This is a genomic window from Streptomyces sp. NPDC024698, assembly GCF_055559015.1.
Genome location: NZ_JBVHLK010000001.1, coordinates 674,779 through 698,188, shown reverse-complemented (window position 1 = coordinate 698,188; position 23,410 = coordinate 674,779). Strand labels below are relative to the sequence as shown.

Annotated in this window: 20 protein-coding genes and 1 tRNA gene; 8 read left to right on the top strand and 13 right to left on the bottom strand. The window is 71.2% G+C overall.

What is annotated here, in order from left to right; all coding sequences use genetic code 11:
* The first annotated feature begins 80 nt into the window (after nucleotides 1-80).
* Nucleotides 81-668, top strand: a complete 588-nt coding sequence (locus tag ACZ4AA_RS02995) for a hypothetical protein (RefSeq protein ID WP_467594226.1) — start codon at nucleotides 81-83, stop codon at nucleotides 666-668.
* 31 nt (nucleotides 669-699) lie between these two features.
* Complete coding sequence (locus ACZ4AA_RS02990; RefSeq protein ID WP_467594223.1) at nucleotides 700-1,467, top strand: YcnI family protein; 768 nt, start codon at nucleotides 700-702, stop codon at nucleotides 1,465-1,467.
* A 116-nt stretch (nucleotides 1,468-1,583) separates the two neighbouring features.
* On the opposite strand, the gene ACZ4AA_RS02985 is transcribed toward ACZ4AA_RS02990, so the two are convergent.
* The 4 genes from ACZ4AA_RS02985 to ACZ4AA_RS02970 form a co-directional block, all read right to left on the bottom strand.
* The gene (locus ACZ4AA_RS02985; RefSeq protein WP_467594220.1) at nucleotides 1,584-2,990 is read right to left on the bottom strand and encodes a Cys-Gln thioester bond-forming surface protein; all 1,407 of its coding nucleotides are present in this window, start codon (nucleotides 2,988-2,990) and stop codon (nucleotides 1,584-1,586) included.
* A gap of 258 nt (nucleotides 2,991-3,248) precedes the next feature.
* Entirely contained in the window at nucleotides 3,249-3,716 is a 468-nt protein-coding gene (locus ACZ4AA_RS02980) for a single-stranded DNA-binding protein (protein WP_467594217.1), read from the bottom strand.
* A 132-nt stretch (nucleotides 3,717-3,848) separates the two neighbouring features.
* On the bottom strand, nucleotides 3,849-6,047 hold the full coding sequence (locus tag ACZ4AA_RS02975) for a YfjP family GTPase (protein WP_467594214.1): 2,199 nt from the start codon (nucleotides 6,045-6,047) through the stop codon (nucleotides 3,849-3,851).
* On the bottom strand, nucleotides 6,044-7,651 hold the full coding sequence (locus tag ACZ4AA_RS02970) for a dynamin family protein (RefSeq protein WP_467594211.1): 1,608 nt from the start codon (nucleotides 7,649-7,651) through the stop codon (nucleotides 6,044-6,046). Before ACZ4AA_RS02970 ends, ACZ4AA_RS02975 begins: the two co-directional genes overlap by 4 nt.
* A gap of 310 nt (nucleotides 7,652-7,961) precedes the next feature.
* Here ACZ4AA_RS02970 and ACZ4AA_RS02965 point away from each other — a divergent pair.
* A tRNA-Arg gene (locus tag ACZ4AA_RS02965) sits at nucleotides 7,962-8,037 on the top strand.
* A gap of 344 nt (nucleotides 8,038-8,381) precedes the next feature.
* Here ACZ4AA_RS02965 and ACZ4AA_RS02960 read toward each other — a convergent pair.
* From ACZ4AA_RS02960 to ACZ4AA_RS02940, 5 genes are all read right to left on the bottom strand, one after another.
* On the bottom strand, nucleotides 8,382-10,448 hold the full coding sequence (locus tag ACZ4AA_RS02960; protein WP_467594208.1) for a TerD family protein: 2,067 nt from the start codon (nucleotides 10,446-10,448) through the stop codon (nucleotides 8,382-8,384).
* A 299-nt stretch (nucleotides 10,449-10,747) separates the two neighbouring features.
* On the bottom strand, nucleotides 10,748-11,041 hold the full coding sequence (locus tag ACZ4AA_RS02955; protein ID WP_467594206.1) for a DUF1876 domain-containing protein: 294 nt from the start codon (nucleotides 11,039-11,041) through the stop codon (nucleotides 10,748-10,750).
* Nucleotides 11,042-11,359: 318 nt separating this feature from the next.
* The gene (locus ACZ4AA_RS02950) at nucleotides 11,360-12,106 is read right to left on the bottom strand and encodes a hypothetical protein (protein ID WP_467594203.1); all 747 of its coding nucleotides are present in this window, start codon (nucleotides 12,104-12,106) and stop codon (nucleotides 11,360-11,362) included.
* Nucleotides 12,107-12,338: 232 nt separating this feature from the next.
* A complete protein-coding gene (locus tag ACZ4AA_RS02945; RefSeq protein WP_467594200.1) occupies nucleotides 12,339-12,614 on the bottom strand; it encodes a hypothetical protein in 276 nt (91 codons plus the stop codon).
* Between the two features lie 111 nt (nucleotides 12,615-12,725).
* Complete coding sequence (locus ACZ4AA_RS02940; protein WP_467594195.1) at nucleotides 12,726-13,535, bottom strand: hypothetical protein; 810 nt, start codon at nucleotides 13,533-13,535, stop codon at nucleotides 12,726-12,728.
* A 553-nt stretch (nucleotides 13,536-14,088) separates the two neighbouring features.
* Here ACZ4AA_RS02940 and ACZ4AA_RS02935 point away from each other — a divergent pair.
* Entirely contained in the window at nucleotides 14,089-14,973 is an 885-nt protein-coding gene (locus ACZ4AA_RS02935; protein ID WP_467594192.1) for a prohibitin family protein, read from the top strand.
* A 73-nt stretch (nucleotides 14,974-15,046) separates the two neighbouring features.
* On the opposite strand, the gene ACZ4AA_RS02930 is transcribed toward ACZ4AA_RS02935, so the two are convergent.
* On the bottom strand, nucleotides 15,047-15,679 hold the full coding sequence (locus tag ACZ4AA_RS02930; protein ID WP_467594187.1) for a class I SAM-dependent methyltransferase: 633 nt from the start codon (nucleotides 15,677-15,679) through the stop codon (nucleotides 15,047-15,049).
* A gap of 334 nt (nucleotides 15,680-16,013) precedes the next feature.
* Here ACZ4AA_RS02930 and ettA point away from each other — a divergent pair, with 334 nt between their 5' ends.
* From ettA to ACZ4AA_RS02915, 3 genes are read left to right on the top strand one after another with little or no spacing between them, the layout of a single operon-like run.
* Nucleotides 16,014-17,678, top strand: a complete 1,665-nt coding sequence (gene ettA, locus ACZ4AA_RS02925; RefSeq protein WP_467594185.1) for an energy-dependent translational throttle protein EttA — start codon at nucleotides 16,014-16,016, stop codon at nucleotides 17,676-17,678.
* Nucleotides 17,679-17,684: 6 nt separating this feature from the next.
* Nucleotides 17,685-18,095: an acyl-CoA thioesterase gene (locus ACZ4AA_RS02920; RefSeq protein ID WP_355763110.1), complete on the top strand. Its 411-nt coding sequence runs from the start codon at nucleotides 17,685-17,687 to the stop codon at nucleotides 18,093-18,095.
* A complete protein-coding gene (locus tag ACZ4AA_RS02915) occupies nucleotides 18,092-18,835 on the top strand; it encodes a DUF8010 domain-containing protein (RefSeq protein ID WP_467594182.1) in 744 nt (247 codons plus the stop codon). Before ACZ4AA_RS02920 ends, ACZ4AA_RS02915 begins: the two co-directional genes overlap by 4 nt.
* A gap of 200 nt (nucleotides 18,836-19,035) precedes the next feature.
* Here the strand turns inward: ACZ4AA_RS02915 and ACZ4AA_RS02910 are convergent, their stop codons facing one another.
* A complete protein-coding gene (locus ACZ4AA_RS02910) occupies nucleotides 19,036-19,440 on the bottom strand; it encodes a globin (protein ID WP_355984332.1) in 405 nt (134 codons plus the stop codon).
* Nucleotides 19,441-19,558: 118 nt separating this feature from the next.
* Between ACZ4AA_RS02910 and ACZ4AA_RS02905 the strand changes: the two genes are divergently transcribed.
* Entirely contained in the window at nucleotides 19,559-20,551 is a 993-nt protein-coding gene (locus tag ACZ4AA_RS02905; RefSeq protein WP_467594178.1) for a methyltransferase domain-containing protein, read from the top strand.
* 54 nt (nucleotides 20,552-20,605) lie between these two features.
* Here ACZ4AA_RS02905 and ACZ4AA_RS02900 read toward each other — a convergent pair whose 3' ends face one another.
* Complete coding sequence (locus ACZ4AA_RS02900) at nucleotides 20,606-21,931, bottom strand: FHA domain-containing protein (protein WP_467594175.1); 1,326 nt, start codon at nucleotides 21,929-21,931, stop codon at nucleotides 20,606-20,608.
* Between the two features lie 81 nt (nucleotides 21,932-22,012).
* Nucleotides 22,013-23,359 (bottom strand): VWA domain-containing protein, encoded by a 1,347-nt coding sequence (locus ACZ4AA_RS02895; protein ID WP_467594172.1) that lies wholly within the window; start codon nucleotides 23,357-23,359, stop codon nucleotides 22,013-22,015.
* Nucleotides 23,360-23,410 lie beyond the last annotated feature (51 nt).

The following is a 23,410-nucleotide window of genomic DNA, read 5'->3' as shown; positions in this document are numbered from 1 at the left end:
GGGGAGCCGGGCGGACCGTGACGCGGACCGCGGGGGGAAGCCGCACGGCCACCGACTCCCCATGGGAGTATCTGGGCACCATGAATGCGTCGCCGGCGGTACGGAGTCTGCGCGCCGCGGTGTTCGCCGTCCTGTGCGTGCTGCTGGCCGCGGGCGGGCACCTGCTCGCCACCGGACAGGCGCCGCCGCTCTGGGCCGAGGGCGCCGGGCTCCTCTCCGTCTTCGCCGCCGGCTGTGCCCTGGGCGGCCGCGAACGGTCCCTGCCCGGCATAGGCGGCGCCATGCTGGTCGCACAGGCCGGACTCCACCTCGGCTTCGGGGCCGCCGGGCCGCGCATGGCGATGACCATGCCCGGGATGCACATGGCACAGCCGTCCGTCCACGCGCTGACCCCGCACGCCACGGCCGCGCATGTCGTCGCGGCCCTGCTGGCGACCTGGTGGCTGCGACGCGGTGAGGCGGCCCTGTGGTCCCTGCTGCGCCGGGCCGTGTCGTTCGTGCCGGGCCTCGCCGCGTGGTGGAGGACGAGGACGGGCGCGCGTCCGGTACGCCCGTACGGGGACACCACCGGCCGTACACCGGCCGCGCCGTGGCCGCTCGGCCGGGCGCTGCTGCGTCACGCCGTCTCGCGGCGGGGACCGCCGACAGGGCTTGCTCCCACGCCCTGACCATGTTCCCCCTCAGTACGGAGTTCCCCGGATGTCCTCGATCAGCACCACCCTGCGCCGCACCGGTACCGTCGCCGCCCTCGTCACCGCGGGCGTCCTCGCCGCCGCGGGCGCCGCCTCCGCGCATGTGACGGTCCACCCCGAGAGCTACACCAAGGGAGCCACGGACGGTCTCCTGAGCTTCCGTGTCCCCAACGAGGAGGACACCGCCAGCACCACCAAGGTGCAGATCTTCCTGCCGACCGATCACCCCCTCCTGGGTGTCCTGGTCACGCCGCAGGCGGGCTGGACCGCCAAGGCGACGACCGTCAAGCTGAAGAAGCCCGTCAAGACGGACGACGGCACGATCACCGACGCCGTCTCCGAGATCACCTGGACCGGCGGCCGGATCCGCCACGGCGAGTTCCAGGACTTCCAGGTCGCCTTCGGCCAGCTCCCCGACGACGTCGACCAGTTGACCTTCAAGACCCTCCAGACCTACTCGGACGGCAACGTGGTCCGCTGGATCGAGCAGCAGCAGAAGGGCCAGGAGGAGCCGGAGAGCCCCGCTCCGGCGCTCGCCCTCACCGCCAAGGGCGCGGGAGCCGCGCCCGCTTCGGCCGGCACCGGCGCCTCCGGCTCCGGCTCGTCCTCGACGTCCTCCCCGTCCGCGCCCTCGGCCGCCGAGAAGTCGACAGCCAGTGCCAAGAGCAGTGACTCCACCGCGCGCGCCCTCGGCACCGCGGGTCTGATCGTCGGTGTCCTCGGCCTGGTCGCGGCCGCCTTCGCCGTCGTCCGCGTCCGGAGCACCCGCTCCTAGTTCCCGTCGTTCCCGTCGCGACCGCCGCCCCGCCGACTCGCTTGGCCGGGGCGGCTGTTCATTTGGTGGCCGGAGTGCCGGAGTGCCGGAGCGGCCCCCGGTCCGGCGCTGTGCCGTCAGAGCTGCGGCGGGTTCTGCTTCCTGCCGAGGAGGACCACCACGGCGCCGCCGATCACGACGAGGGCGATGGCCGCGCCCGCGATGACCGGGGTCAGTCCGGAGCCGCCGGTCTCAGCGAGGTCGGTGCCCCCGCTGGAGCCTCCGACGGACGCCGGGCTGGGCTCGCTGAACGTCTGGGCCGAGATGCCGCTCGTGCCGCTCTGGGTCTTGCAGTCCAGTACGCCCTTGAACCGCTTCCCGAGGCCGTCCGCGCCGCCGATCGTGAAGTCGTAGGCCTGGTCTTCCTGGAGCGGGATCGTGAGGGTCTCGGAGACGCCCGCCGCGACGGTGTGCTCGACGCCCATCAGCTCGAACGTGAACGCCTGTTCGCCCTTGTTCGCGGTCGTGATGTCGACGCCGCCCTTGGCGCAGTCCTTCTGGGCGGACAGGGCGGGTATCGCGCCCTTCGCCGCCCAGTTCGCGGTCGCGCCGGCGGAGACGGTGGACTCGCTGGATCCGGCGAGGATCTGTGTCTGGCTGCGGGTCTCCGAGGTGAAGGCGCGGCCGACCGGCACGGTCGTGGAGGCCTGCACGGTCAGGGCGGTGGAGCCGTCCGCGGCGTCCTTCGGCACGTCGAAGAAGAGGCGGCTGCCGTTCTTCGCCGAGGTGACCGGTCTGCCGTCCTTGTCGACGACCTTCACACCGCCTGCCGCGATGTCCGTGGGCGGGGTCACCGTCACACTGCCCGCGCCGGTGTGCACCGTGACCGGGCCGAGCCGCTCACCGGGGTGGCCGGACACCGCGGCCGGAGTGAGCGTGAGCGAGGCCGCGGGCTCCGCGAGGTTCCGCGCGTTCTTCTGGAGATAGTCGGCGAGCTTCTCCGCCCGCGGGTCCGCCGCGTCCACGTCGGCGCCGTCCGAGTACCGCCAGATCGCCACCTGGGTGCCGGCCGCGGCGTCCTGCTCGGTGAGGCCGGCGACTCCGGCCTTGTCCGCCAGCGCCGCCAGGTCGTTCACCTGCGGATAGGAGTTCTCGAGGATCCAGCGGATCTTGCCCGCGTTCTTGTTGCCGCTCAGCGACGTGCCGCTCCAGGAGGTCTCCTGGTATCTGGCGTCCCGCTGGGTCGGGTTGTGGAGGTCGATGCCGTAGGTCTGGAGCATGCCGCCGTTCTCGACGGTCATCTCGAACAGGCCCGCCGAGACCCAGGAGTCCTCGCCGTTCTCGTGAACGATGGCCGAGCCGTACGTCTTCAGGTCTCCTATGGTGGCGGTCGCTCCGCCCTGGTTCTGCGGGATCTCGTCGGCGGCGGCCGGGCCGGCCGCGGACAGTGTCCCCGCGGCGGCCAGCCCCCACACCACGGCCGCGGCGGCGAGCCGGGCTGCGCCTCGCCCTCGCGCGGACAGGACAGAGAACGCAGAAGACACAGAATTCCCCTTCGTGCAGGACCCTTTGACATGGGGGACGGTCCCGCCAGCAGAATCAGAAGCCCCGAAAGCTGTGTCAGGCATCCTAAAGAAGCGCCGCATCGCTCCCCCCGGTCATGTCGTCCGATAACCGATCCGACTCGGAATCGTTATCGCGATCAGTTCCGTGAGCTGCGCCTATCGACAAATCAACGTTGGCTGTTCGCCGTGTATTTGTCGATAAGCCGCAGTTCGGTCAGATCGGGCCTCTCTCTGACATCACGTCACCCCGACCGGTTCCGGACGTGGTTGGGGCACACCCTCCGGCACCGCGTCCGGGTCCGATTCCCAACGGGGCTCGGGGCGCTGCGCCGCAGCCGGCTCGCCCTCCTTGGACGGACGGCGGAAGGCCGACGTACCCCGGGAGAGGTCGTGGCCGATCGCCACCGCGTCGATGTCCGCCGACGTCCAGCTCTGCCCGTCGCGCGTCTCGGTGCGCACCTTCAGCCTGCCCTGCACGATGACGGGATCGCCCACCGACACCGAGGCCCCCACGTTCGTGGCGAGGGCGCGATTGGCCCACACCGTGAAGAAGTTGGTGTGCCCGTCCGTCCACCCGTTCTTCTCCCGGTCCCAGTACCGCGAGGTCACCGCCAGCCTGAACCGCGCCGAGGCGCCGTTCGCCAGGTCCCGGTACACGGGCCGTGTCGCCACATTGCCCACCGCGCACACCATCGTCTCGTTCATCGTCGATCCCTCCCGTGCGGTTGCGTCTGCCGCGGCGATCGCATGCGCTGCGATCGCCGCGGGATCAGACTGCCTCCGCCGGGCCGGGCCCGCTCGGCGCTGTGGGCCGCCGCAAGGTTGTGGAAATCCGCGTCACCCGACCGGGGTACCCGCCGTGGTCCCAGCCGCCGGAGCCCCCGTGACCCGCACGTACTGCTCCCGCACCTCGCGGTACCGCAGCAGCTCCGCCGCCACGGGATCCAGCACCCGGGCCCTCCCGCATCCGGCGGCCGCCTCGCGCAAGCGTCTCTCCGCCTCCAGGCCGTAGCGCCGCGCCGGCCCCCGGGCCGCCATTCTGCTGGCCCACTCGACGGCGGGCCCGCCGACGATGCCCGACAGCATCAGCAGTACGGGAACCCCCAGATTCGGCGACATGACCCCGATGATCTGGCCCACCAGCCAGAGCCCGCCGACGACCTGGACGATCGTCATCGCGGCCTGCGCCAGCACCGCGACGGGCCACCAGCCCGGCCTGGGCGGGCGTCCCGCCGGTGCCGTCGCGCGCGCCGCCATGTCGTCCAGCGCCTCGGGCAGGCCCTGGGCACCCCGTACGGCCGCCTCCCGCACCGCCTGCGCCCAGGGCGCCGGGAGCCCGTACGCGGCCCGGTCGGCGACCGTCCGTACCGCCTGCTCCACGCGCTGGCGCGCGGTGGCCTCCTCGTCCGCCGGAGCGCGCACGGGCAGACGCCCGGTCGGGGGCTCGCGCCGCTCCAGATACCAGCGCCACAGCCGCAGCCACGGCGTGCCGCACGCGCGGTTGGCGTTGCGGCGCCAGGACCGCTCGGCCGCCTCGCCGGTGGCCACGGCGCCGACCGCGTCCGCGAGCCGATCCGCGAACTCGTCCCGCGCCTCCTCGCTCAGCCCGACCCGCCGCCCCGTCGCGTAGACGGGCCGCAGCCGGGCCGCGGCGGCGTCGACATCGGCCGAGACACGCCGTGCGGCGGCCCCGCGTTCCGCCACGAACTGGCCCAGGCACTCGCGCAGTTCGGGGACCCCGGCCCCGGTGAGCGCGGACAGCGACAGGACGGTCGCGCCCGGTTCGCCGTACTCGCCGAGCGCGATGCCGTCCTCGTCGAGCAGCCGCCGCAGATCGTCGAGCACCTGGTCGGCGGCCTCGCCCGGGAGCCGGTCCACCTGGTTGAGGACCACGAAGGTGACCTCCGCGTGCCCCGCGAGCGGCCGCAGATAGCGCTCATGGAGGACGGCGTCCGCGTACTTCTCCGGATCCACCACCCAGATGACCGCGTCGACCAGCGCGAGGACCCGGTCCACCTGCTCGCGGTGCTGGACGGCGGCCGAGTCGTGGTCGGGCAGGTCGACCAGGACCAGGCCGCGCAGCTGCGCCTCCGCCTCGGCACTCTGCAACGGCCGCCTGCGCAGCCTTCCGGGAATGCCGAGCCGGTCGATGAGGGTGGCCGCGCCGTCGCTCCAGGTGCAGGCGATGGGCGCCGAGGTGGTCGGCCTGCGGACACCGGTCTCCGAGATCGCCACGCCCGCGAGCGCGTTGAAGAGCTGCGACTTGCCGCTGCCGGTCGCCCCGGCGATGGCGACGACGGTGTGTTCCCCGGAGAGCCTGCGGCGCGCGGCCGCCTCCTCCAGGACCCGGCCCGCCTCGGCGAGCGTCCCGCTGTCCAGACGCGCGCGGGAGAGGCCCACGAGCTCGCGGAGCGCGTCCAGGCGCGACCGGAGCGTGGCGTCGTACGCGAGCGGTGCCGGCACCGCGGGGACGCCGGCCTTGGCCTCCGCCAACGGCGTCTGGTACCGGGCGGGTGCCGCCTCGCTCACGCGGCGCGCGATGAGGCCGTCGTCCCAGACGGGGCCGTCCTCGGCGCCTGCCGGGCCGCTGCCGTCCCCGCGCGCGTGGGGCTCCGCCGCGGACGCGTTCCGCGGGGCGCCCCGTGCGGCCGTACCGCCGTTCCGCGTGGCCGCCCCGCTCCCGCTCCGCTCACCTCCCCCGCCGGCCTGCCCAGAGGCCTTCCTGGCGTCCTCCGCGGTCCCGGCGCCGGGACGGGCCGTGCCGCCTGCCGTGCCGCCTGTCGTGTCGCGGTCGGCGTGCTCGGTGCGTTCGCCGGCCGGTGCGTCCTCCCCGGGAGGGGCGTTTTCCGTGACGCCGGCCTCGGAGCGGTCCCCGGAGGGGTCCCTGGAGTGGTCTTCGGCGCGCCCTTCGGAACGGTCCTCCACAGGGCGGCCGTTTCCCGGACCTCCGTCTCCAGGAGGGTTGTCTCCCGGGCGTCCGTCTCCGGGACGGTCGGCCTGATCTGTGTGGTCAGTGACGGCGGTCACCGCGGTCACCTCTCCTTCTGAAGTACGGACAGCGCGGCGATGAGTTCGGCCTGGGGTTCCGGATGGACGTCGAGCGCTTCGAGGGGCGCCAGACGTCGCTCGCGTTCGGCGTGTACTGCCTTGTCGACGAGCTCCGTGAGCAGCCGGCCGCCCTTGTCGCGCAGCCGCAGCGCGCCGTGCGCCCCGATCCGCTCGGCCAGCCCCTCGCCCGCGCTGCGCGCCCTGCGGCCGCCCAGGAGCGCGGTGGCGACCAGCGCGGCCACCACCGCCGAGTCCGGCGCGACACTCTTGTCGAGGTCGCGCACCTCGTCCTCGGCGTACTCCTCCAGGACCCGCCGCCAGCGCCGTACCGCCAGACCGATCCGGTGCTCCGCGCTCTCCAGCGCCGGATCACGGTCCGTCAGCTCCGGCGCGCCCGAGGCGGGTTCCCGGCGCCAGGCGTTGTCCACGCGTTCGTCGGCGGCCGTGACGGAGCACAGCAGCAGGGCCGACAGGCTCTCCACGAGCGCGTCCAGCAGTTCCTCGGCGGTGCAGTCGAGGGGATAGGCGCGCCAGCGTTTGAGAGCATCCCCCGCGAGCACGGCCCCGGCCTGGAGGCGTCCCTTCGCGCGCGTGTGCTCGCCGTCGTAGGCGCCCTCCACGGCCGCGGTGAGCCGTGTCGCGGCGGCGTACTGCGCGGCGGTGGCGCTGGCCAGCTCCGGCATCCGCGCTTTCAGGGAGTCGAGGACACCATGGGCCGTACGGGCCATGGCGCCGTGCCGGGCTCCGGGGTCCTGGGCCTGGTGCGTGAGCCACGTACGCAGGGGTGCGACGGCCGTGGCGGGCAGCAGGCCGCCGCCCCAGGCGGACTCGGGCAGTTCGGGCACGGTGAAGCGGGGCGCCTCACCGAGTCCCGCCTTGGCCAGCAGCGCGCCGTACTGCCGCGAGACCTCGGACACGACCTGGTGCGGCACCCGGTCGAGGACCGTCACCAGGGTCGCCTTCTGCTCCTTGGCCGTACGCAGCAGATGCCACGGCACGGCGTCGGCGTAGCGTGCCGCCGTCGTGACCATCACCCAGATGTCGGCGGCGCAGATCAGTTCGGCGGCCAGCACCCGGTTGTCGGCCATCAGGGAGTCGACGTCGGGCGCGTCGAGGAGGGCGAGGCCGCGGGGGAGCGTGTCGGCGGTCTCGATGCGCAGCACCCGCTCTCCGCGGCCGTTGGGGGCGGGAAGATCGTCGCCGGGCTCCTGATGGGGCATCCACACGCGCGTGAGCTGGGGCAGCACGCGCATGCCGCTGAACCAGTGATGGTCCTCCGGATGGCACACCAGTACCGGTGTCCGAGTGGTCGGGCGCAGGACGCCCGCTTCGCTGACCCGGCGCCCCACAAGGGAGTTGACGAGGGTCGACTTGCCGGCGCCGGTGGACCCGCCGATGACGGCGAGAAGGGGTGCTTCGGGCTCCTTCAACCGGGGCACCAAATAGTCGTCGAGCTGTGCGAGGAGTTCGTCGCGGTTGGCACGCGCGCGTGGAGCCCCTGCCAGGGGCAGCGGAAAGCGTGCGGCGGCGACACGGTCGCGCAGGGCGGAAAGTGCGTCGAGCAGCTGAGGCCGTACGTCCAAGGTCACCACATGCGAAGAATGCCCAATTTTGGAGTCTTTCTGAAGCATATGGGTATGTCTGCGCGCCGACAGGACACACGGGGCGGAAGGGATGACTGGGGCACAGGCATAACGAGTGCACAACACCCGATGCGCGAGACGCCAAAAGCGGTGCACGATTCGTACCCGCCTGCGATTATCAGGACCGCTTCACTGAACCTCCACATCGAGCCACGGAGGCGCAGTATGAGGGGCAGGGAGGCGAGAGCCCTATCCTTGTCCCCGGCAAGGTCACGGATCCGCCCACACCCGGGCACCTGGACACAGGCCGACACAACCGGCCCCCGTAGCTCAGTGGATAGAGCAGGCGCCTTCTAAGCGCTTGGCCGCAGGTTCGAGTCCTGCCGGGGGCGCCAGTCTCCGCCCTCCCGTTCGGGAGGGCTTTTTGCTGGTCGGAGTACGTTTCACTCGATGTGGCGAGGCCCCGAACACCTTCCCGGGGATCAGGGGAGGGGTCCGGGGCGGTCCGGCTGTCGGGCGGGTTGCCGGGTGACCGTGTCGTATCTGGCGTGAATACGTGCCGAGTCCTCGGCGAGGTGCGGCGGCAGATGCCGGGGGCCCGGAAGGGGCCTCTGATGGGTTCGGGGCGCCTTTTCCGGCCAGGTGGCTGCCGATCGTGCCGGGCACGGGGGCGGTCCCTCGGTCGAGTCGGCCGACGTGGACGTGCGGGCGGTCCGTCGGCCGGAGCGATCGTCGGGTCTCAGCTCGTCGGCGACAGCTCCCGGGCCGGGGTTCGGCGAGGTGCCGTCGCCTCCAGTTGGACCACCACGCCGGTGTAGAAGCGGTGCACCGCGTCGTCGACGCTCCGGATGAAGCCCGACTCCGCGTTGCCGCGGGTGCTTCCCATCCCCTTGAGGAGGGACAGGCGGAAGCCGGTGATCTGGGAGGCGGCGGCCTTGGGGAGCAGGTCCGCCGGCTCGGGGCGGAGGCGTTCGAGGGTGCCTCGCGGGCCCGCCGCGCCGCCCTCCACGAGGGTTTCGACGTGGAGATCCGCGGGGGCCTCGGCCAGGCGCCGGAGCAGTCGCTTGGCCGACGACAGGGGATAGCCCTGCTCAGGCGCCGGGATCTCGATCGAGGTGCGGAGCCTGCCCGTTCGTAGATCCGCGGTGATCGCCAGGACACCGGGCGTGCCCTCGATGCGCAGCTCCGACTGAAGCCTCCCGTCGAGGCAGAGCTGGTCCGCGAGGCGTTCGCGGAGAGCCTTCGGATCGGTTCCGCGCCTGGTGCGCTGGACGGGCAGTACCTTCTGCCCCAGCTCGCCGCCCAGCCGCAGACAGACCTGGCGGATGAGCCGCTCCCAGCTCTCCACGACCTCCAGCGCGCGTGGATCTCCCTGGCACAAGGTCTCGTGGTCGATTCCGTTGCGTACCGGTACCCAGGCGGGTCCCATGTTCTGGAAGCCGTGGCAGCCGGAGTTCTCGTGCCGCAGGTAGTGCAGCAGTTCCTGGAGGAGCCAGGCGTGCGCCGCGTTGCCGACACCCTCGTGCCGGATCAACAGCTGCGCCTGATGGGCGACTTCCGCCCACGACAGATGCCACAGCGCCACCTTGTGCTTGCGCCTTTTGTCGATCTTGACTTCGACGAGCGGGCTGCCCTCCAGCGCCACGTCGTTCGACAGCGTGATCACGGCTTCGTAGCCGCGGCGCGCGGCGATGTCCATGTACGCCTGCACCTGTTCGGTCCTGAGCGAGGCACCGTTGGTCTTCGTCTCGACGAGTGCCGTCCACAACTTGCCGGCCCGCTCGACGCGGATCACTCCGTCGGGGCGGCGCGGGGTGTCGCCGTGCGGCAGGGTGACCTCGGTGAAGGTCTCCATACGGCCGGCCGGTGCTCCGAACGCGGCGGTGAGTCTCCTGCCGAACTCGGGCACCTGGGCCATCACGGACAGCAGCACCGAGGTGGCGCGTGTTTCGCGCTCCCGGTCGCTCTTGAGCGCGGACGCCGGGAAGAGCCGTGCGTCCCGCCACGACTCGTTCTCCGCCAGCGTCTTCCTGGCGGCCTTGGGCAGGGTGACCTTCTTCTTGGCCGTACGGGGCCGCCCTGCCGCCTGGTCCGGCCGGACCTCGTCCTCGGGCCGGCGAGGGGACGGGACGGCAGCCGGCGCCGACGACGGCTCGGGTTCCGCTGCCGCAGTGGCCCCTCCCGCCTCCGTGGCCTCCATGGCCTCCGTGGCCGCCTGGGCGTCACCGGAGGCCTCGGGCGGCGCCTCCTCGGCCACCGGGTCATCGTCGACGTCGACCCCGAAGTCCGTGGCCAGACCGGCGAGACCGGCCTCGTAACCCTGGCCGACGGCGCGGAACTTCCATTCCTGCGCGCGCCTGTACAGCTCGCCGAAGATGATCGCGCTCACCGAATCGGCGTCGTCGATGGCGAAACGCAGGAGTTCCTCGCCTCCGCCGTCCGCCAACGCCAGCCGCACGCAGTCCAGTTCTCCGAAGCGGGCACCCTCGTCACGGCTGGCCGCCAGGACGATGCGCTCCACGTCGGAGGACACCGCGGTCAGGTCGAAGCTGATCCGGTCCTCGTTGCCGTCCGCCGTCGGCGTCTTGCCCAGAAGCTGCACGCTTCCGTCCGCGGCGACCGGGTTGTTGTAGAAGCAGAAGTCGGCGTCGCTGCGGACCTTGCCGTTCGCGTCCAACAGGAGGACGGACACATCGGCGTCCCCCTCCCCGGTCGGGCTCCCCCAGCCCAGACTGACGATCACCGAATCGATGTTCTCGCTCAATGCCGCGAGGGAAACATTCGACCCTTTGACCATTTCACGCATGAAGCCCCCCAAACGATGCGACTCGGGTGCGCCGACGCCTTCGCGCTGCCGTCTTGTGCCCTGTGACGTGCGGTGATCGGCGCGCGGGTGACTGTAGCGCCCATCGAGCGCATCTGTGGGAGTCGCGTGGAATCCGTGTGGGAATCGTGCAGGGTCCCCTAAGGTGTCCGCCCGGCTGGTGTCGGCCCGGAAGGTGTCCACTCGGCTCGGCGCGGCAACGGCCGAGCCCCCGGGACGAGTTCGAACGAGCCCGGGGGTGCGAAGCGGATCAGCTTCGGTGATCCGCGATCACGCCGGTGTCACCTCAGCGTGTGAGACGTCCTGCCCGACTCCGCGTCGATCTCGTCGTGGGCCTTCGTCAGCAGTTGCATGGCGAGTTCGTTCAGCGCCCTCGCGCCCGCGACCTCCTCGCCGACCCTGGGCTGGTTCGAGTCGGAGGGGTGGCGGCTGGCGTAGCCGTGGGCGCGTACCTCGCTTCCGTCGGGGAGACGCAGCAGGGCGGCCGCGCGGGTGCGGTGGTCGTCCTCCTGGAACTCCAGGTCGACGTGCCAGCCGACCGTGGTCCGTGCCTGCATCGCTGTCATCTGTGTCATCGCGATCACCTCCGAAGCCGCTGCCCCCGGTGAACCCCCTCGGAGACTGATGGAGCCCCTAAGAAGAAGTGTCCTCCTCGGGCAGGCGGGACACGAGGCGAGGCCCCGTGGGTCACGGCGTGTGGTGGGGCCGTGCCGGCGGGTGGTGCCGACGGCGGTGGTGACGGCGGGGCGGGGCGTTGCCGACGGTGGTGGTGTGCGGTGCCGGGCGAGGTCCCGGAGTGCCGGTGAACGGCCAGGTCCGGCCAGGGCAGGACGGGCGGTCAGGTCGGGCGGTCAGGTCAGGCTGGCCCAGGTCACGGCCCCGCGACGCGGTTCTCAGCCGGAGGCGGTGGCGACCTGCTCGACGACCGAGAAACGCTGTCGGCACTCCGGGCAGGTCGCCTCGCCGAAGGCATACGTCAGGGCGTGCGCGACGTCCTCGTGGCCGTCGGCCAGGGCGAGGTCGTGCAGGCGTCGGCCGAGGCCTTCCAGGGCGCGAGGGTCGGCTGGATGCAGAGGGAAGGTCTCGCCGCCGTCGGAGACGGCCTGGTCCTCCGCCGTGCTGAAGAAGCCGCGCTCTCCGAGAACCACCCACAGCGACGTGCAGCCGCCGGGATCGGGGCACTCGAGTTCGTACTCCTCGCTGACGAGCCCCCAGACCAGGCCTTCCGCCCAAGGGATGTCGCCCTCAAGGTTCAGGACCGCCTCGACCAGGTAGCAGTAGTCGTTCCGGTCAGGGGTGACCTGCCGCCAACGATTGGCGGCGCCCAGGAGGCGCGCGACGTCCGGCGCGTACCGCTGCCGCAGGTTCCGGGTCTCGTACCGCTGGTCGGCCTGGACGAGAAGGGCGCCGGCCAGATGAAGGGCCGAAGCCGCCTGACCGGCTTCTCCGGCCTCCGCCACGTCGGCCAGCGTGCGCGGCACCAGCGGATGAGCCACGTCCAACGAGCCGTTGTGGTAGAGCTCCGTCCAGAGGTCGCTCCACGCCTGGCTGTCCGGGCCCGTGGCCGCACGCTCCAGCAGGGCCTTCAGGCGGTCGGAGTCGGCGTCGTCTGCGCGAGGGGCGGGGGAACGCGTCGTCATCTCCGGAATCCAAGCAGACTGCCGCCGGCCTTCACGGCCGGCGTCGACACTGCCGGACGGCGGCGCGGAACAAGGGCCGGCTCCGGAGGGGTTCCCTCCCGGGCCGGCCCTTTGCCGGGTTCGAGTCGACGCCCTGCGCGTGCCGCTGATGCAGAAGCCGCCCGTCCCGCGGAAGGGGACCGGGACCGCGTCCGGCGGGCTCGCCGGGTCGCCGTTCAGCCGCCCGCGCTCATCACATGCGCCGGGCACTCCTGCGCGCCAGGAACTCGGCGGCCGCTCCGGCCAGCAGGGCAAGGCCCAGACCCAGGACACCCGCGTTGATGACCGAGGGACCTTGCGACCAAGCCCAGGCGCAGCCGACCGCGAAGGCCACGGCCACGGCGATCCGTCCGGGCGTTCCGCTGACCGCGAGCAGGCGAGCCTGCCCAGCCGCGCGCCGACGGTATTTGAGAACGACGATCACCGCGGCAACCAATACCAGGATGGTCGGTCCTGCAAAGCTGTCCATAACCTACGTGTGCCCTCTCTGCTTCCCCGTGGGTGAACTCCCCCGTGGTGAACTCCCCGTGACGTCCCCTCGCGATGTTCCCCCGCGAGTTCCCCGCGACGTACGGCGGACCTACTTGCAGTATCCGCCCTTGTATTCGTACGGAAGGAAGGTCGGAACCTTCACCTCTACGCACTTGCCGTCGGAGCCCGCGTTCCAGGCCACCCGGGATATGTTCGCCGCGTTCAGGATGCCGTACGCGTCGAACGGCGGCGGAGCGGCCGCGAACAGCACAGCCACGAACCCGGCATTGGAAGCGAGGTGGGCCGTCTCCTTCTTGTTGAAGTAGACCGTTCCGCTGATGATTCCCCAGGTCCACTTCGGGTCGGCGACGATGGGGTACACGGTGTTCGCACCGGTCTCCACGGTCTGGGTGACGGTGTCTCCCTCGACCTGGTAAGTGGTGGGCACGGGTGTGCCGTTCGCGTCCTTCGCCCACGGGGTCTCCAGCCCGCCGATGATCTTTCCGGAGGCGTCGAAGACGACCAGGCCGCCCTCGGCGGTCGGCCGTATGGTGGCGCCCGTCGGCAGCGTCAGCTTGAACGACTGCTGCCGTGGAGCGTTGGCGTCGTCCAGCGTGAAGAGCGCGCGGAAGCCACCGTCCGTCGTCGCCTGCGCGGCGGTGGAGACCGAGTCGTCGCGGCCGGCGAAGACGGTCGTGCCGCTCGTGCTGGAGGCTTCCTTCTCGCCGACTCCGGGAAGGGCGAGTTCGACGGTGGCGTCTCCCTTGGTCGCGCTGATCGGGTCGTCGGCGCGGTTCGGAAGCGACACCCGGGCGCCTTCTGCGGCCACCGTGCCCGAGCCCTTGAGAATTTCCTGTGTGCCCGTCGCCTTCTCGATCACCGTCGACGGGGTCGCGGTGTGTGATGACGCGTCAGCCATGGCGCAGGGTGCGGCGAGCATGGTCAGTGCCGCCGCTCCTGCAACGAGGGTCAGGTGTCCAACTCTCGATATGCGCAAAACAGTTCCCCCTGTTTGGTCTGTGCCGACCTCGTCGGCCGGGGGATCTTCACACGGCTGACCAGCGGCCAACAAGATCAACATCTTGGGGTCGCCGCCCTCGGGCCTGCGGCATTCATGACTCATTACCTGCATATGGCGGTCTCATGGTGAACCTTGGATGGTTCGCCCCGTTTTGGTGAGGGGTATCGCGCAGGCTGAACGATCCATGTGAAGTCGGCCACTTGACCGGAATCGTGTGTGCAGGGGTAGTGCTGTAGACCGCGATACGCGGTGAGGGTCGCTTCAGGGATCGGCGTCGGACGCCTCCCTCGCGGACCGCGTTGCCCGCCGCTCCCTCGTTCACCGGGTTCGAGTGAACTGTGCTGATTGCTGCGCCAGTTGCCCTGCACTCAGCCCGGCCCGGATCGCTACGATGCGCCGGGGGCGCGCCCGAGGGGGCGCGTGGAGGTTTTCAGGGGGGATCTTCGTGTTCGTGCTGTCCATCGTGCTGCTCATAGCGGCGGTCGTGCTGTTTCTCGTCGGCCGAGGCCGTGCCGATGCCGGTCGCTGGAGACTCTGGGGGGCACTCGGTGCCGTCGCGGGCCTCTTGGCGGGCGTCTTCGCCTGTGTCCATGTCGTGAGTGCCTCCGAGGTCGGCGTGCCGGTGACCCTCGGCAAGATCGGTACGCCGATGACCTCGGGCATCCACTTCAGGTCACCGTTCACCGACGTCACGTCCTTCTCCACCCGCCCGGTGGACCTCGACCTCATCAACAAGGACGTGGTGGAGGTCCGCTCCTCGCAGGGCGGCGTCCTCTACGCGGACGTCACCGTCAAGTGGGCCGTGGTTCCGGCCAAGGCGGCCGCGCTGTACCGGCTGGCGGGCAGCGAGGAAGCCGTCGAGGGGCGGCTGGTGCTGCCGGACAGCCGCGAGATCATCCGCAACGTCTTCGCGAAGCACACCAGCGAGGAAGGCTACGCGTCCGCCCGCGAGCAGATCGGTACGGAGATCGCCGGCCTGATCAAGGAACGGCTGGCCCCCCGCGGCATCGACGTCACGTCCGTCAACCTGCGCAATGTGAGGCCCTCCAAGCAGTTGCAGGACCAGATCGACAAGAAGATCCAGCAGGAGCAGGCCACCGAGCGGGCCACCGAGGCGGCGCGTACGGCCAAGGCGGAGGCGGAGCGCAAGCGGATCGAGGCGGAGGGCATCGCCGCGGCCAACAAGATCATCGAGAGGTCGCTGAGCGACAAGGTGCTGTACAACCAGTGCCTCGAGGCATACAAGGAAGCCGCGAAGTCCAACCCCGTGTACGCGGTGCCGTGCGGTACGAACGCCGGCGGGACGCCGGTCATCGTGGACGGCAGGAAGAACTGATCCCGCCGTACGCCCAGTGACGACGCCCGTCTGTCCGGCTGGTGTCGTTGGTGGATGAGTCGCGGCGCCGCTGTCATGGAGATACGGCGATCCCCAGGGAGTCGGCGCCCATGGCCTTGGGGGCACCCTTCTCGTAGAAGACGTCGAGTTCGGCGATGGTGAAGCCGGCGGAGGTGAGCAGGTCGACGATGGGCCTGGTGAGATGGCAGCCGTCGAAGACGCGCTGCTCCATCGGGTCGAGGCGGTGCTGCCAACGGCGTACCTGCTCGTCCGGGGCCAGGCCGTGCTCGACGAAGTGCAGGGTCCTTCCGGGCTTGAGGACGCGTCGAACCTCGCGCAGGGCGGCGTCCGCGTCGGGGATGGTGCAGAGCGTCCAGGTCGACAGGGCGGCATCGAAACTGTCGTCGGCGAAGGGCAGCGACTGGCCGTCCACCCCGCAGCGCTCCACTGGGGTGGCGGTCGCGCCGAGGCGCTTACCGGCCAGCTTCCAGCCCACGTCCGAGGGATCGACGGCGGCCACCCGCGTGACGGCGGGCGGATAGAAGGGAACGTTGTGCCCAGAACCGAAGCCGATCTCCAGGACTTCGCCCTCCAGGCCTTCGCACACCCGGCGTCGCAGCTCCTTGGCCTCCCCCATGCCGCAAGCGACGTTGACGATGCGCGGAACGATGTGCTCGGCGTAGAAACCCATGGCAGCCACCACCATTCAGGACAATTCTGGCACTGTGGACACGCGCTTGCGAATCCCGCAGATCCTTCTGGCCGGCCGAGCGGACCTTATTGACCGTCGCGCCCAGAGTTCTTATTCACCGCTGGGGCAGACGCGCGATCGCTGGGCCGTCCCTGGGCCGTCCCTGGGCCGTGCGAGGCCGCTCGACAGTGACCCGCGGCGACAACCAGTGACAGATCAGCTACGAGCGAGGGCGAGGAAAGGCCAGGTCACGGCCGCGGCGCCGAACGGGTTTCCCCCGAGGGGTAGCCGTCAGGCAAGATGGGGTGTATCTGCCCACTGCCGATTTCAAGCGTCCGGACGGTTTCTCTTGGCTGAGTTCATTTACACCATGCGCAAGACGCGCAAGGCGCACGGCGACAAGGTGATCCTCGACGACGTCACCTTGAGCTTCCTGCCTGGCGCCAAGATCGGTGTGGTCGGTCCGAACGGTGCCGGTAAGTCCACCGTTCTCAAGATCATGGCGGGCATCGAGCAGCCCTCCAACGGTGACGCGTTCCTGTCGCCGGGCTTCAGCGTCGGCATCCTCATGCAGGAGCCGGAGCTGGACGACTCCAAGACGGTGCTGGAGAACGTCCAGGACGGTGCCGCCGAGCTGATGGGCAAGCTCAACCGCTTCAACGAGGTCGCCGAGCTGATGGCGACCGACTACTCGGACGCGCTCATGGAGGAGATGGGGAAGCTCCAGGACGACCTGGACCACGCCAACGCCTGGGACCTCGACGCGCAGCTCGAACAGGCCATGGACGCGCTGGGCTGCCCGCCCGGCGACTGGCCGGTCACCAACCTCTCCGGTGGCGAGAAGCGCCGCGTGGCGCTCTGCAAGCTGCTGATCGAGGCTCCGGACCTGCTCCTCCTCGACGAGCCCACCAACCACCTCGACGCCGAGTCGGTGAACTGGCTGGAGCAGCACCTCACGAAGTACGCGGGCGCCGTCGTCGCCGTCACGCACGACCGGTACTTCCTGAACAACGTCGCCGAGTGGATCCTCGAACTGGACCGCGGCCGCGCGATCCCCTACGAGGGCAACTACTCCACGTACCTGGACAAGAAGGCCTCCCGCCTCAAGGTCGAGGGCCGCAAGGACGAGAAGCGCGCCAAGCGGCTCAAGGAAGAGCTGGAGTGGGTCCGGTCCAACGCCAAGGGCCGTCAGACCAAGTCCAAGGCCCGCCTCGCCCGTTACGAGGAGATGGCGGCCGAGGCCGACAAGATGCGGAAGCTGGACTTCGAGGAGATCCAGATCCCGCCGGGCCCGCGACTGGGCTCCATCGTCGTCGAGGTCCAGAACCTCTCCAAGGCGTTCGGCGACAAGGTCCTCATCGACGACCTGTCCTTCACCCTGCCGCGCAACGGCATCGTGGGCGTCATCGGCCCGAACGGCGCGGGCAAGACCACGCTGTTCAAGATGATCCAGGGCCTGGAGACGCCGGACACCGGCGCGATCAAGGTCGGCGAGACGGTCAAGATCAGCTACGTCGACCAGAGCCGCGCCAACATCGACCCCAAGAAGACGCTGTGGGCGGTCGTCTCCGACGAGCTCGACTACATCAACGTCGGCCAGGTCGAGATGCCGTCGCGCGCCTACGTGTCCGCCTTCGGCTTCAAGGGCCCGGACCAGCAGAAGCCCGCGGGTGTCCTCTCCGGCGGTGAGCGCAACCGGCTGAACCTGGCGCTGACCCTCAAGGAGGGCGGCAACCTGCTGCTCCTCGACGAGCCCACCAACGACCTCGACGTGGAGACCCTGTCGTCGCTGGAGAATGCGCTCCTGGAGTTCCCGGGTGCGGCCGTGGTCATCTCCCACGACCGCTGGTTCCTGGACCGGGTCGCGACGCACATCCTCGCGTACGAGGGTGAGTCGAAGTGGTACTGGTTCGAGGGCAACTTCGAGTCGTACGAGAAGAACAAGATCGAGCGGCTCGGCGCCGACGCCGCGCGCCCGCACCGCGCCACCTACAAGAAGCTGACACGGGGCTGATCGATCTTGCGGCACATCTACCACTGCCCGCTGCGCTGGGCGGACATGGACGCGTACGGCCACGTCAACAACGTGGTGTTCCTCCGCTACCTGGAGGAAGCCCGTATCGACTTCCTGTTCCGCCCGGAGAAGGACTTCAAGCAGGGCTCCGTGGTGGCGCGCCATGAGATCGACTACAAGCGTCAGCTGGTCCACCGGCACGCGCCGGTGGACATCGAGCTCTGGGTGACGCAGATCCGGGCGGCGTCCTTCACGATCACGTACGAGGTCAAGGACCCCGACCAGGTCTACGTCACCGCGTCGACGGTGATCGTGCCGTTCGACTTCGAGCGGCAGCGCCCTCGCCGGATCACGGCCGAGGAACGCGACTTCCTGGAGTCGTACCGCGACGACGAGGACGAGGCCGTCGCGGCATGACCGTCCTGTATCTCGCCGACGCGGGGGAGGCGGCCGATCTGGCCGCCTTCCTCTCCCGGCTCGTCCACTACGACCGCGCGGCCGCCGTGCGCCTCAAGGCGGGCGGCACCACGCTCGCGGTCTTCGGCCGGCCGCCGTCGTTCGAGGTCCTCGCGATCCGTACGGCACGGCTCGCCAAGCCGTACGAGAGCGGGCTCGACGTCACGCTCGACGTGACCGTCTCCGCGGGTGAACTCCTGGAGTCCGTCGAGGAGTCGGCGGCCACAGCCGTCGTCCCGGCCGCCGTCACCGGGCCCCCGTGGGCCGGTGTGCTGCCGCCCCAGGGCGGCTGGCGGCAGGAGCCGGGGCTGCCCGCCCCGGACGCCGTACGGGCCGAGGTCGCCGCAGTGGTGGCCGAATTCCGTTCGCGCGCCGGGGAGTTGGCACCCGAGCTGCGCACCCGTGCCGAACTCGACCGGGTGGGGCGGGAGATATGGTCCCGGCCGGTCGGTGACACCGGACTTCCCGTGCGGGCCGCGCACGCGGCGCAGTCCCTCGGATTCCTGCGGCCCGTGCCGCCCGCGGCTCTGTCCGCCGAAGGCCAAGTGCCCTCGGACGAGCGCCCGTCGGGCGACGCGGCCCCTGACGGCGGTCCGTTGGCGCTGTACTCCTCGGGGGCCTGGCTGCGGCTGCGGACACCGTTCGGGTCGATCGCCGTCCGCCGGTCGGGACTCGGGACACTCGGCGTCACCGTCCGCTGACCCCCACGCGCGCACCGGACCTCGGTGACTCCCACGGGCGCGCCGGGCCTCGGCGACCCCCATGCGTGCGCCGCACCTCGGTGACTCCCGCACGCGCACCGCACCTCGGCGATCCCCCTCGGCGCGTCACACCTCGGTGACCCCACACGCGCACCACGCCCCCGTGACCGGCGTGTGTGACCGGTCACCGGGAGCGCTGGTCAGCCCGCCGTGTTCACCATCGAGGCCGCCGCGTACGTCAGGTAGTTCCACAGCGTGTGCTCGTGCTCCTCGGAGAGGCCGAGCTCGTCGACGGCCACCCGCATGTGCTTCAGCCAGGCGTCGTGCGCCGCCTGGTCCACCTTGAACGGCGCGTGCCGCATCCGCAGCCGGGGGTGGCCGCGGTTCTCGCTGTACGTCGTCGGGCCGCCCCAGTACTGGATCAGGAACAGCGTGAGGCGCTCCTCGGCCGGGCCCAGGTCCTCCTCGGGGTACATGGGCTTCAGCAGCGGGTCCTCGGCGACACCCTCGTAGAAACGGTGCACGAGGCGCCGGAAGGTCTCCTCGCCGCCGACCTGCTCGTAGAAGGTCTGCTCCTGAAGCGTGCCGCGCCGAATCTCTTTCACGCCCCCATGTTCTCAGACGGGGCGGCCGAGGACTCAAGGCTTAGGTCTCCGCACGGGGGGCACGCGCGTGGCCGGCCCGGCGCTCGCCCCGGGGCGGGTTCGGCAGGACAGTGGAGGTATGGGCGCGCACGCTCGTGAAACCGGCCCCGGACCCGAGGACCCCGCCGATCCGGCGCGGGCGGCCCTCGTGCGCGAGATCGAGCGGAGCGGGGCCTGGGAGGGTGATCCCGTCTGGCGGGAGGCCTTCGAGGCCGTTCCGCGGCACCTCTTCGTGCCGTACTACTTCGTCGGTGTCACCGGCGGCTACGAGCGGCTGTGGGGCGAGGACCCGGACCCGCGGATCCGGGACCGCTGGCTGCGCGGAGCGTACGCGGACGCCCCGCTGGCGACCCGGGTGCGGGACGGGGAACTGGTCTCCTCCAGCAGCCAGCCGTCGCTGATGGCGAAGATGCTCGCCGAGCTGGAGGTGCGGGACGGGGACGCCGTCCTGGAGATCGGTGCCGGGACCGGCTACAACGCGGCCCTGCTCGCGTACCGTCTCGGCGACGAGCTGGTCACCACGGTCGACCTCGACGTCGAGATCACCGAGTCCGCCCGGCACCATCTGGCTCTGGCGGGGTACCACCCGACCGTCGTCACCGGCGACGGAGCGTGCGGGGTCCCCGAGCGCGCTCCCTTCGACCGGATCGTGGCCACCTGCACGCTCACCACGATCCCGCGCCCCTGGCTGACCCAGTGCGGCCCGGGAGCACGCGTCCTCGCGCCGCTGGCCACCGGTCTGATCGCGCTGGAGACCGAGGGGCAGGGCCGTGCCGAGGGACGCTTCCTGCACACGTCCGCCTTCTTCGTGCCGCTGCGCGGTGCCACCCGGTCCGGACCGGAGCCGGAGCCGGCCCGGACCGACGGGGTGCCGCGCCGGGCCCGCGGCCACGATCTGTTCCGGTTCCTGCTCGCCCTGACGGCGGGCCGGCTGGATCCGAGGGACGCCTACACGCTGTGGGAGAGCGAGGGGCAGCCGCAGCGCGAGCGGTACGGGGTCACGGTCGGCGAGGAGGGCGCCCGGGCCTGGCTGGACGACCCCGAGGGGCCGTACACCTGGCCGCTGCCCTGAGATCCGTCCCGGCCGGACACCCGCCGGGCCACGGTGGGCCCGGCGGGAGCGTGCTCAGCCCCGTCGAATCGTGATCGTCGTCCAGGCGCCCACGTGCACCCGGTCGCCGTCCTGGAGCGGCACCGGCACGAACGGCTGGATGGGCTCCTCGCCGCCGTTGACCGTGGTCCCGTTCGTCGAGTTCTGGTCGACGACCGCCCAGGTGCTGTCCGGCTGCTGGACCAGGACCGCGTGCTGGTGCGAGACGCCCGGGTCCTCCGGCGGCACCGACAGGTCGATGTCCGGGGACTCGCCGGTGGAGTGTCGCCGGCGGCCGATCGTGATCTGGTTGCCGAGGAGCGGGCGCTGGAGCTCCGGCGAGTACGCGGGCAGGTTCAGGCCCGCGGCCTCGGGCCCGGAGCGCTGCATCATCGCCATGAAGTACTCACGGTCCGGCGCGATGGTCGCGCTCCAGGACAGCGACTGCTGCTGCTGAGGCGGCTGCTGCTGGTAGCCGGGTCCGGGCGGGGCCTGGGTGGCGCCGGGCTGCGGATAGCCGTAGCCGCCTCCCTGACCAGGGCCGCCCTGGCCGCCCATGCCACCGGGGCCGCCGGGCGGGCCGGACGACGGCGGGGTGATCACCCAGTCGTCGTCACCGCCGCCGAAGCCCGGACCGCCGGACCCGGGGCCGCCCTGCTGCGGGGCTCCGCCCTGGGTGAAGGGCGGCGGGGAGGGCTGCTGGGTGTAGGCCTGCCGCGGGGCGCCGGGGTCACCGGACGCGGGCGGCGCCTGCTGGCGGGACGGCTCGCCGCCGTAGCCCTGGGGGCCGCCGTACGGCTGGGCCCCGGGACCCGGCGGGATCGGTTCGGCGGGCCGGTTCATCTGCGAGGGCCGCGAGCTCTGGTACTCGAACGGGTCGTGACCGGGGCCGGGGGCACCCGGACCGCCCGGCTGTCCCGTGGCGGGCTGCGGGAACCGGGGCGGAGGATTCTGGCCGCCGGGGCCGCCGTACGGCGACTGTCCACCGGGAACACCGGGTACGCCGGGAATGCCCAGGCCGCCGGGGCCGCCAGGACCGCCCGGAGCGCCCGCCGACGGACGCGGTGCCGCCGGTGTGTACGAGGTCGCGGTGTTGGTCAGGAAGTTCCACCGGCACTCCTCGCAGAACGGCGCCGCGCCCTCACGGGGCGTGCGGCACTGCGGGCAGAGCTCGGCGTTGGGGTCCGGGACGCCGGACCGGGCACCGGGCCCGGGCGGTGGCGAACCGGGCGCCGGGTAGCCGTATCCGGCGCCGGGCGGCGGCGGTGGCGGGAGCGGGGGCACCGCACCGGCCATGCGGTGACCGCAGATCTCGCACCAATCGTCGGAACCCGACTGGTGTCCGTTCGGGCATGTCGGCATGTCGGCGCTTCCCCCTTCCTTTTCCGGTCGTCATGACCGGGTTTCTCCGGATCCCGACGGGAACCGGGCTCGCTGCTTCCCCTACTTCTTTACACGAACAGTCTTTGTGGACCGTGTCTCGAGGGTCATCTCGTCCGCTTCCGCGACACGCGCTTTCAATCGCACAGTACCTGCCGCGACGTCGACCACGTCCACCACCTTCGCCAGGAGTTTCGCGGTATCGGCGTTTCCGGAGGCTCCGGCGAGTTGAACGGCCCGTCCCAGCTTGGCCGTTGCTCCGTCGACATCTCCCGCTTTGCGAAGGTCGAGGCCTTGTTGGATGACTTGTGCCAGTTCGGCCTGGCCGGTGTAGTGCGCGACCTGGGGGTTGATGGTCGTCGAGGCGGCCATGTCGTCGGTCCACACGGCCCGTACGAGCCCCTGCGCGCCGAGGTTCTGCACGGAGCCGTCGCTGTGCGGGATCACCAGCGAGACCCGGGCGGCGAGCATCTCCTGGCCGATCGCGGCCGTCGGGACCTGGACGCACACGTGGTAGTCCCGCGACTCGTCGCCCCAGGACCCGGTCGGGTAGTCGCCGGCGCGGGGGCCGGCCACGCTGCGACGGTCCGTCAGTTCCTCGACGGTGGGCGCCACTTGCTTGACGAACTTGATCTCGGTGCCGACCGGCGTCCACACCCGCAGGGCCACGTCGGCGACCTCCTTGCCCATGGCCGTCTCCATCATGTGCGTGAAGTCGGCGGCGAGGGCGGCGGGGTCGGCGACGATGTCCGCGGTGCCGAGCAGCGCCGAGGCGATCCCGGTGACCTCCTTGACCTCCCAGTCGGTGCCCACCCCGCGCGCGTCACAGGTGAAGTGTCCGGCGCAGGAGTCCAGCGCGGCTCTCAGGTCCTCGGGCGACTCGTGCTCGTTGCGGCCGTCGGTGAGCAGGATGCCGTGCCGGATCGACACGTCCGCGGAGGAGAGCAGCCGGTCGGCGAGCCGCAGCCAGGTGCCGATCGCCGTACCGCCGCCCGCGCTCAGCTTGCGCAGCGCCTGCTTGGCCTGCTCGCGGGTGGCCGGGTCCGCCACCGCGAGCCGTCCGTTGCCCGGATAGACCTCCTTGGCGACGTGCGTGCCGCCGATCACGGCGAAGTGGACCCCGTCGCGCACGGTGTCGATCGCGGCGGCCGTGGCGTCGCGGGCGTTGCGCATCTTGGCCGGCGGATAGTCCATCGAGCCCGAGCAGTCGACCATGATCGCCACGGCGGCGTCCGGTGCCTGGCCAGCCGTGTACAGGTGCGGTGCCGCGACCGCGCTTCCGACGGTGCCGCCGCCGGTGGCGCTCACCGTGACGATCGCGTTGACCTCGCGGCCGCCCTCCGGCAGGTACTCGTTCTGGTACACGTCGACCGAGAACTGTGGCACGTTCGACTTCGAGAAATTGGCCATGCCTACTGTGTCCCCCTCGGGCCTCCGCCCCCGGCGGAGGTGCTGACTGGA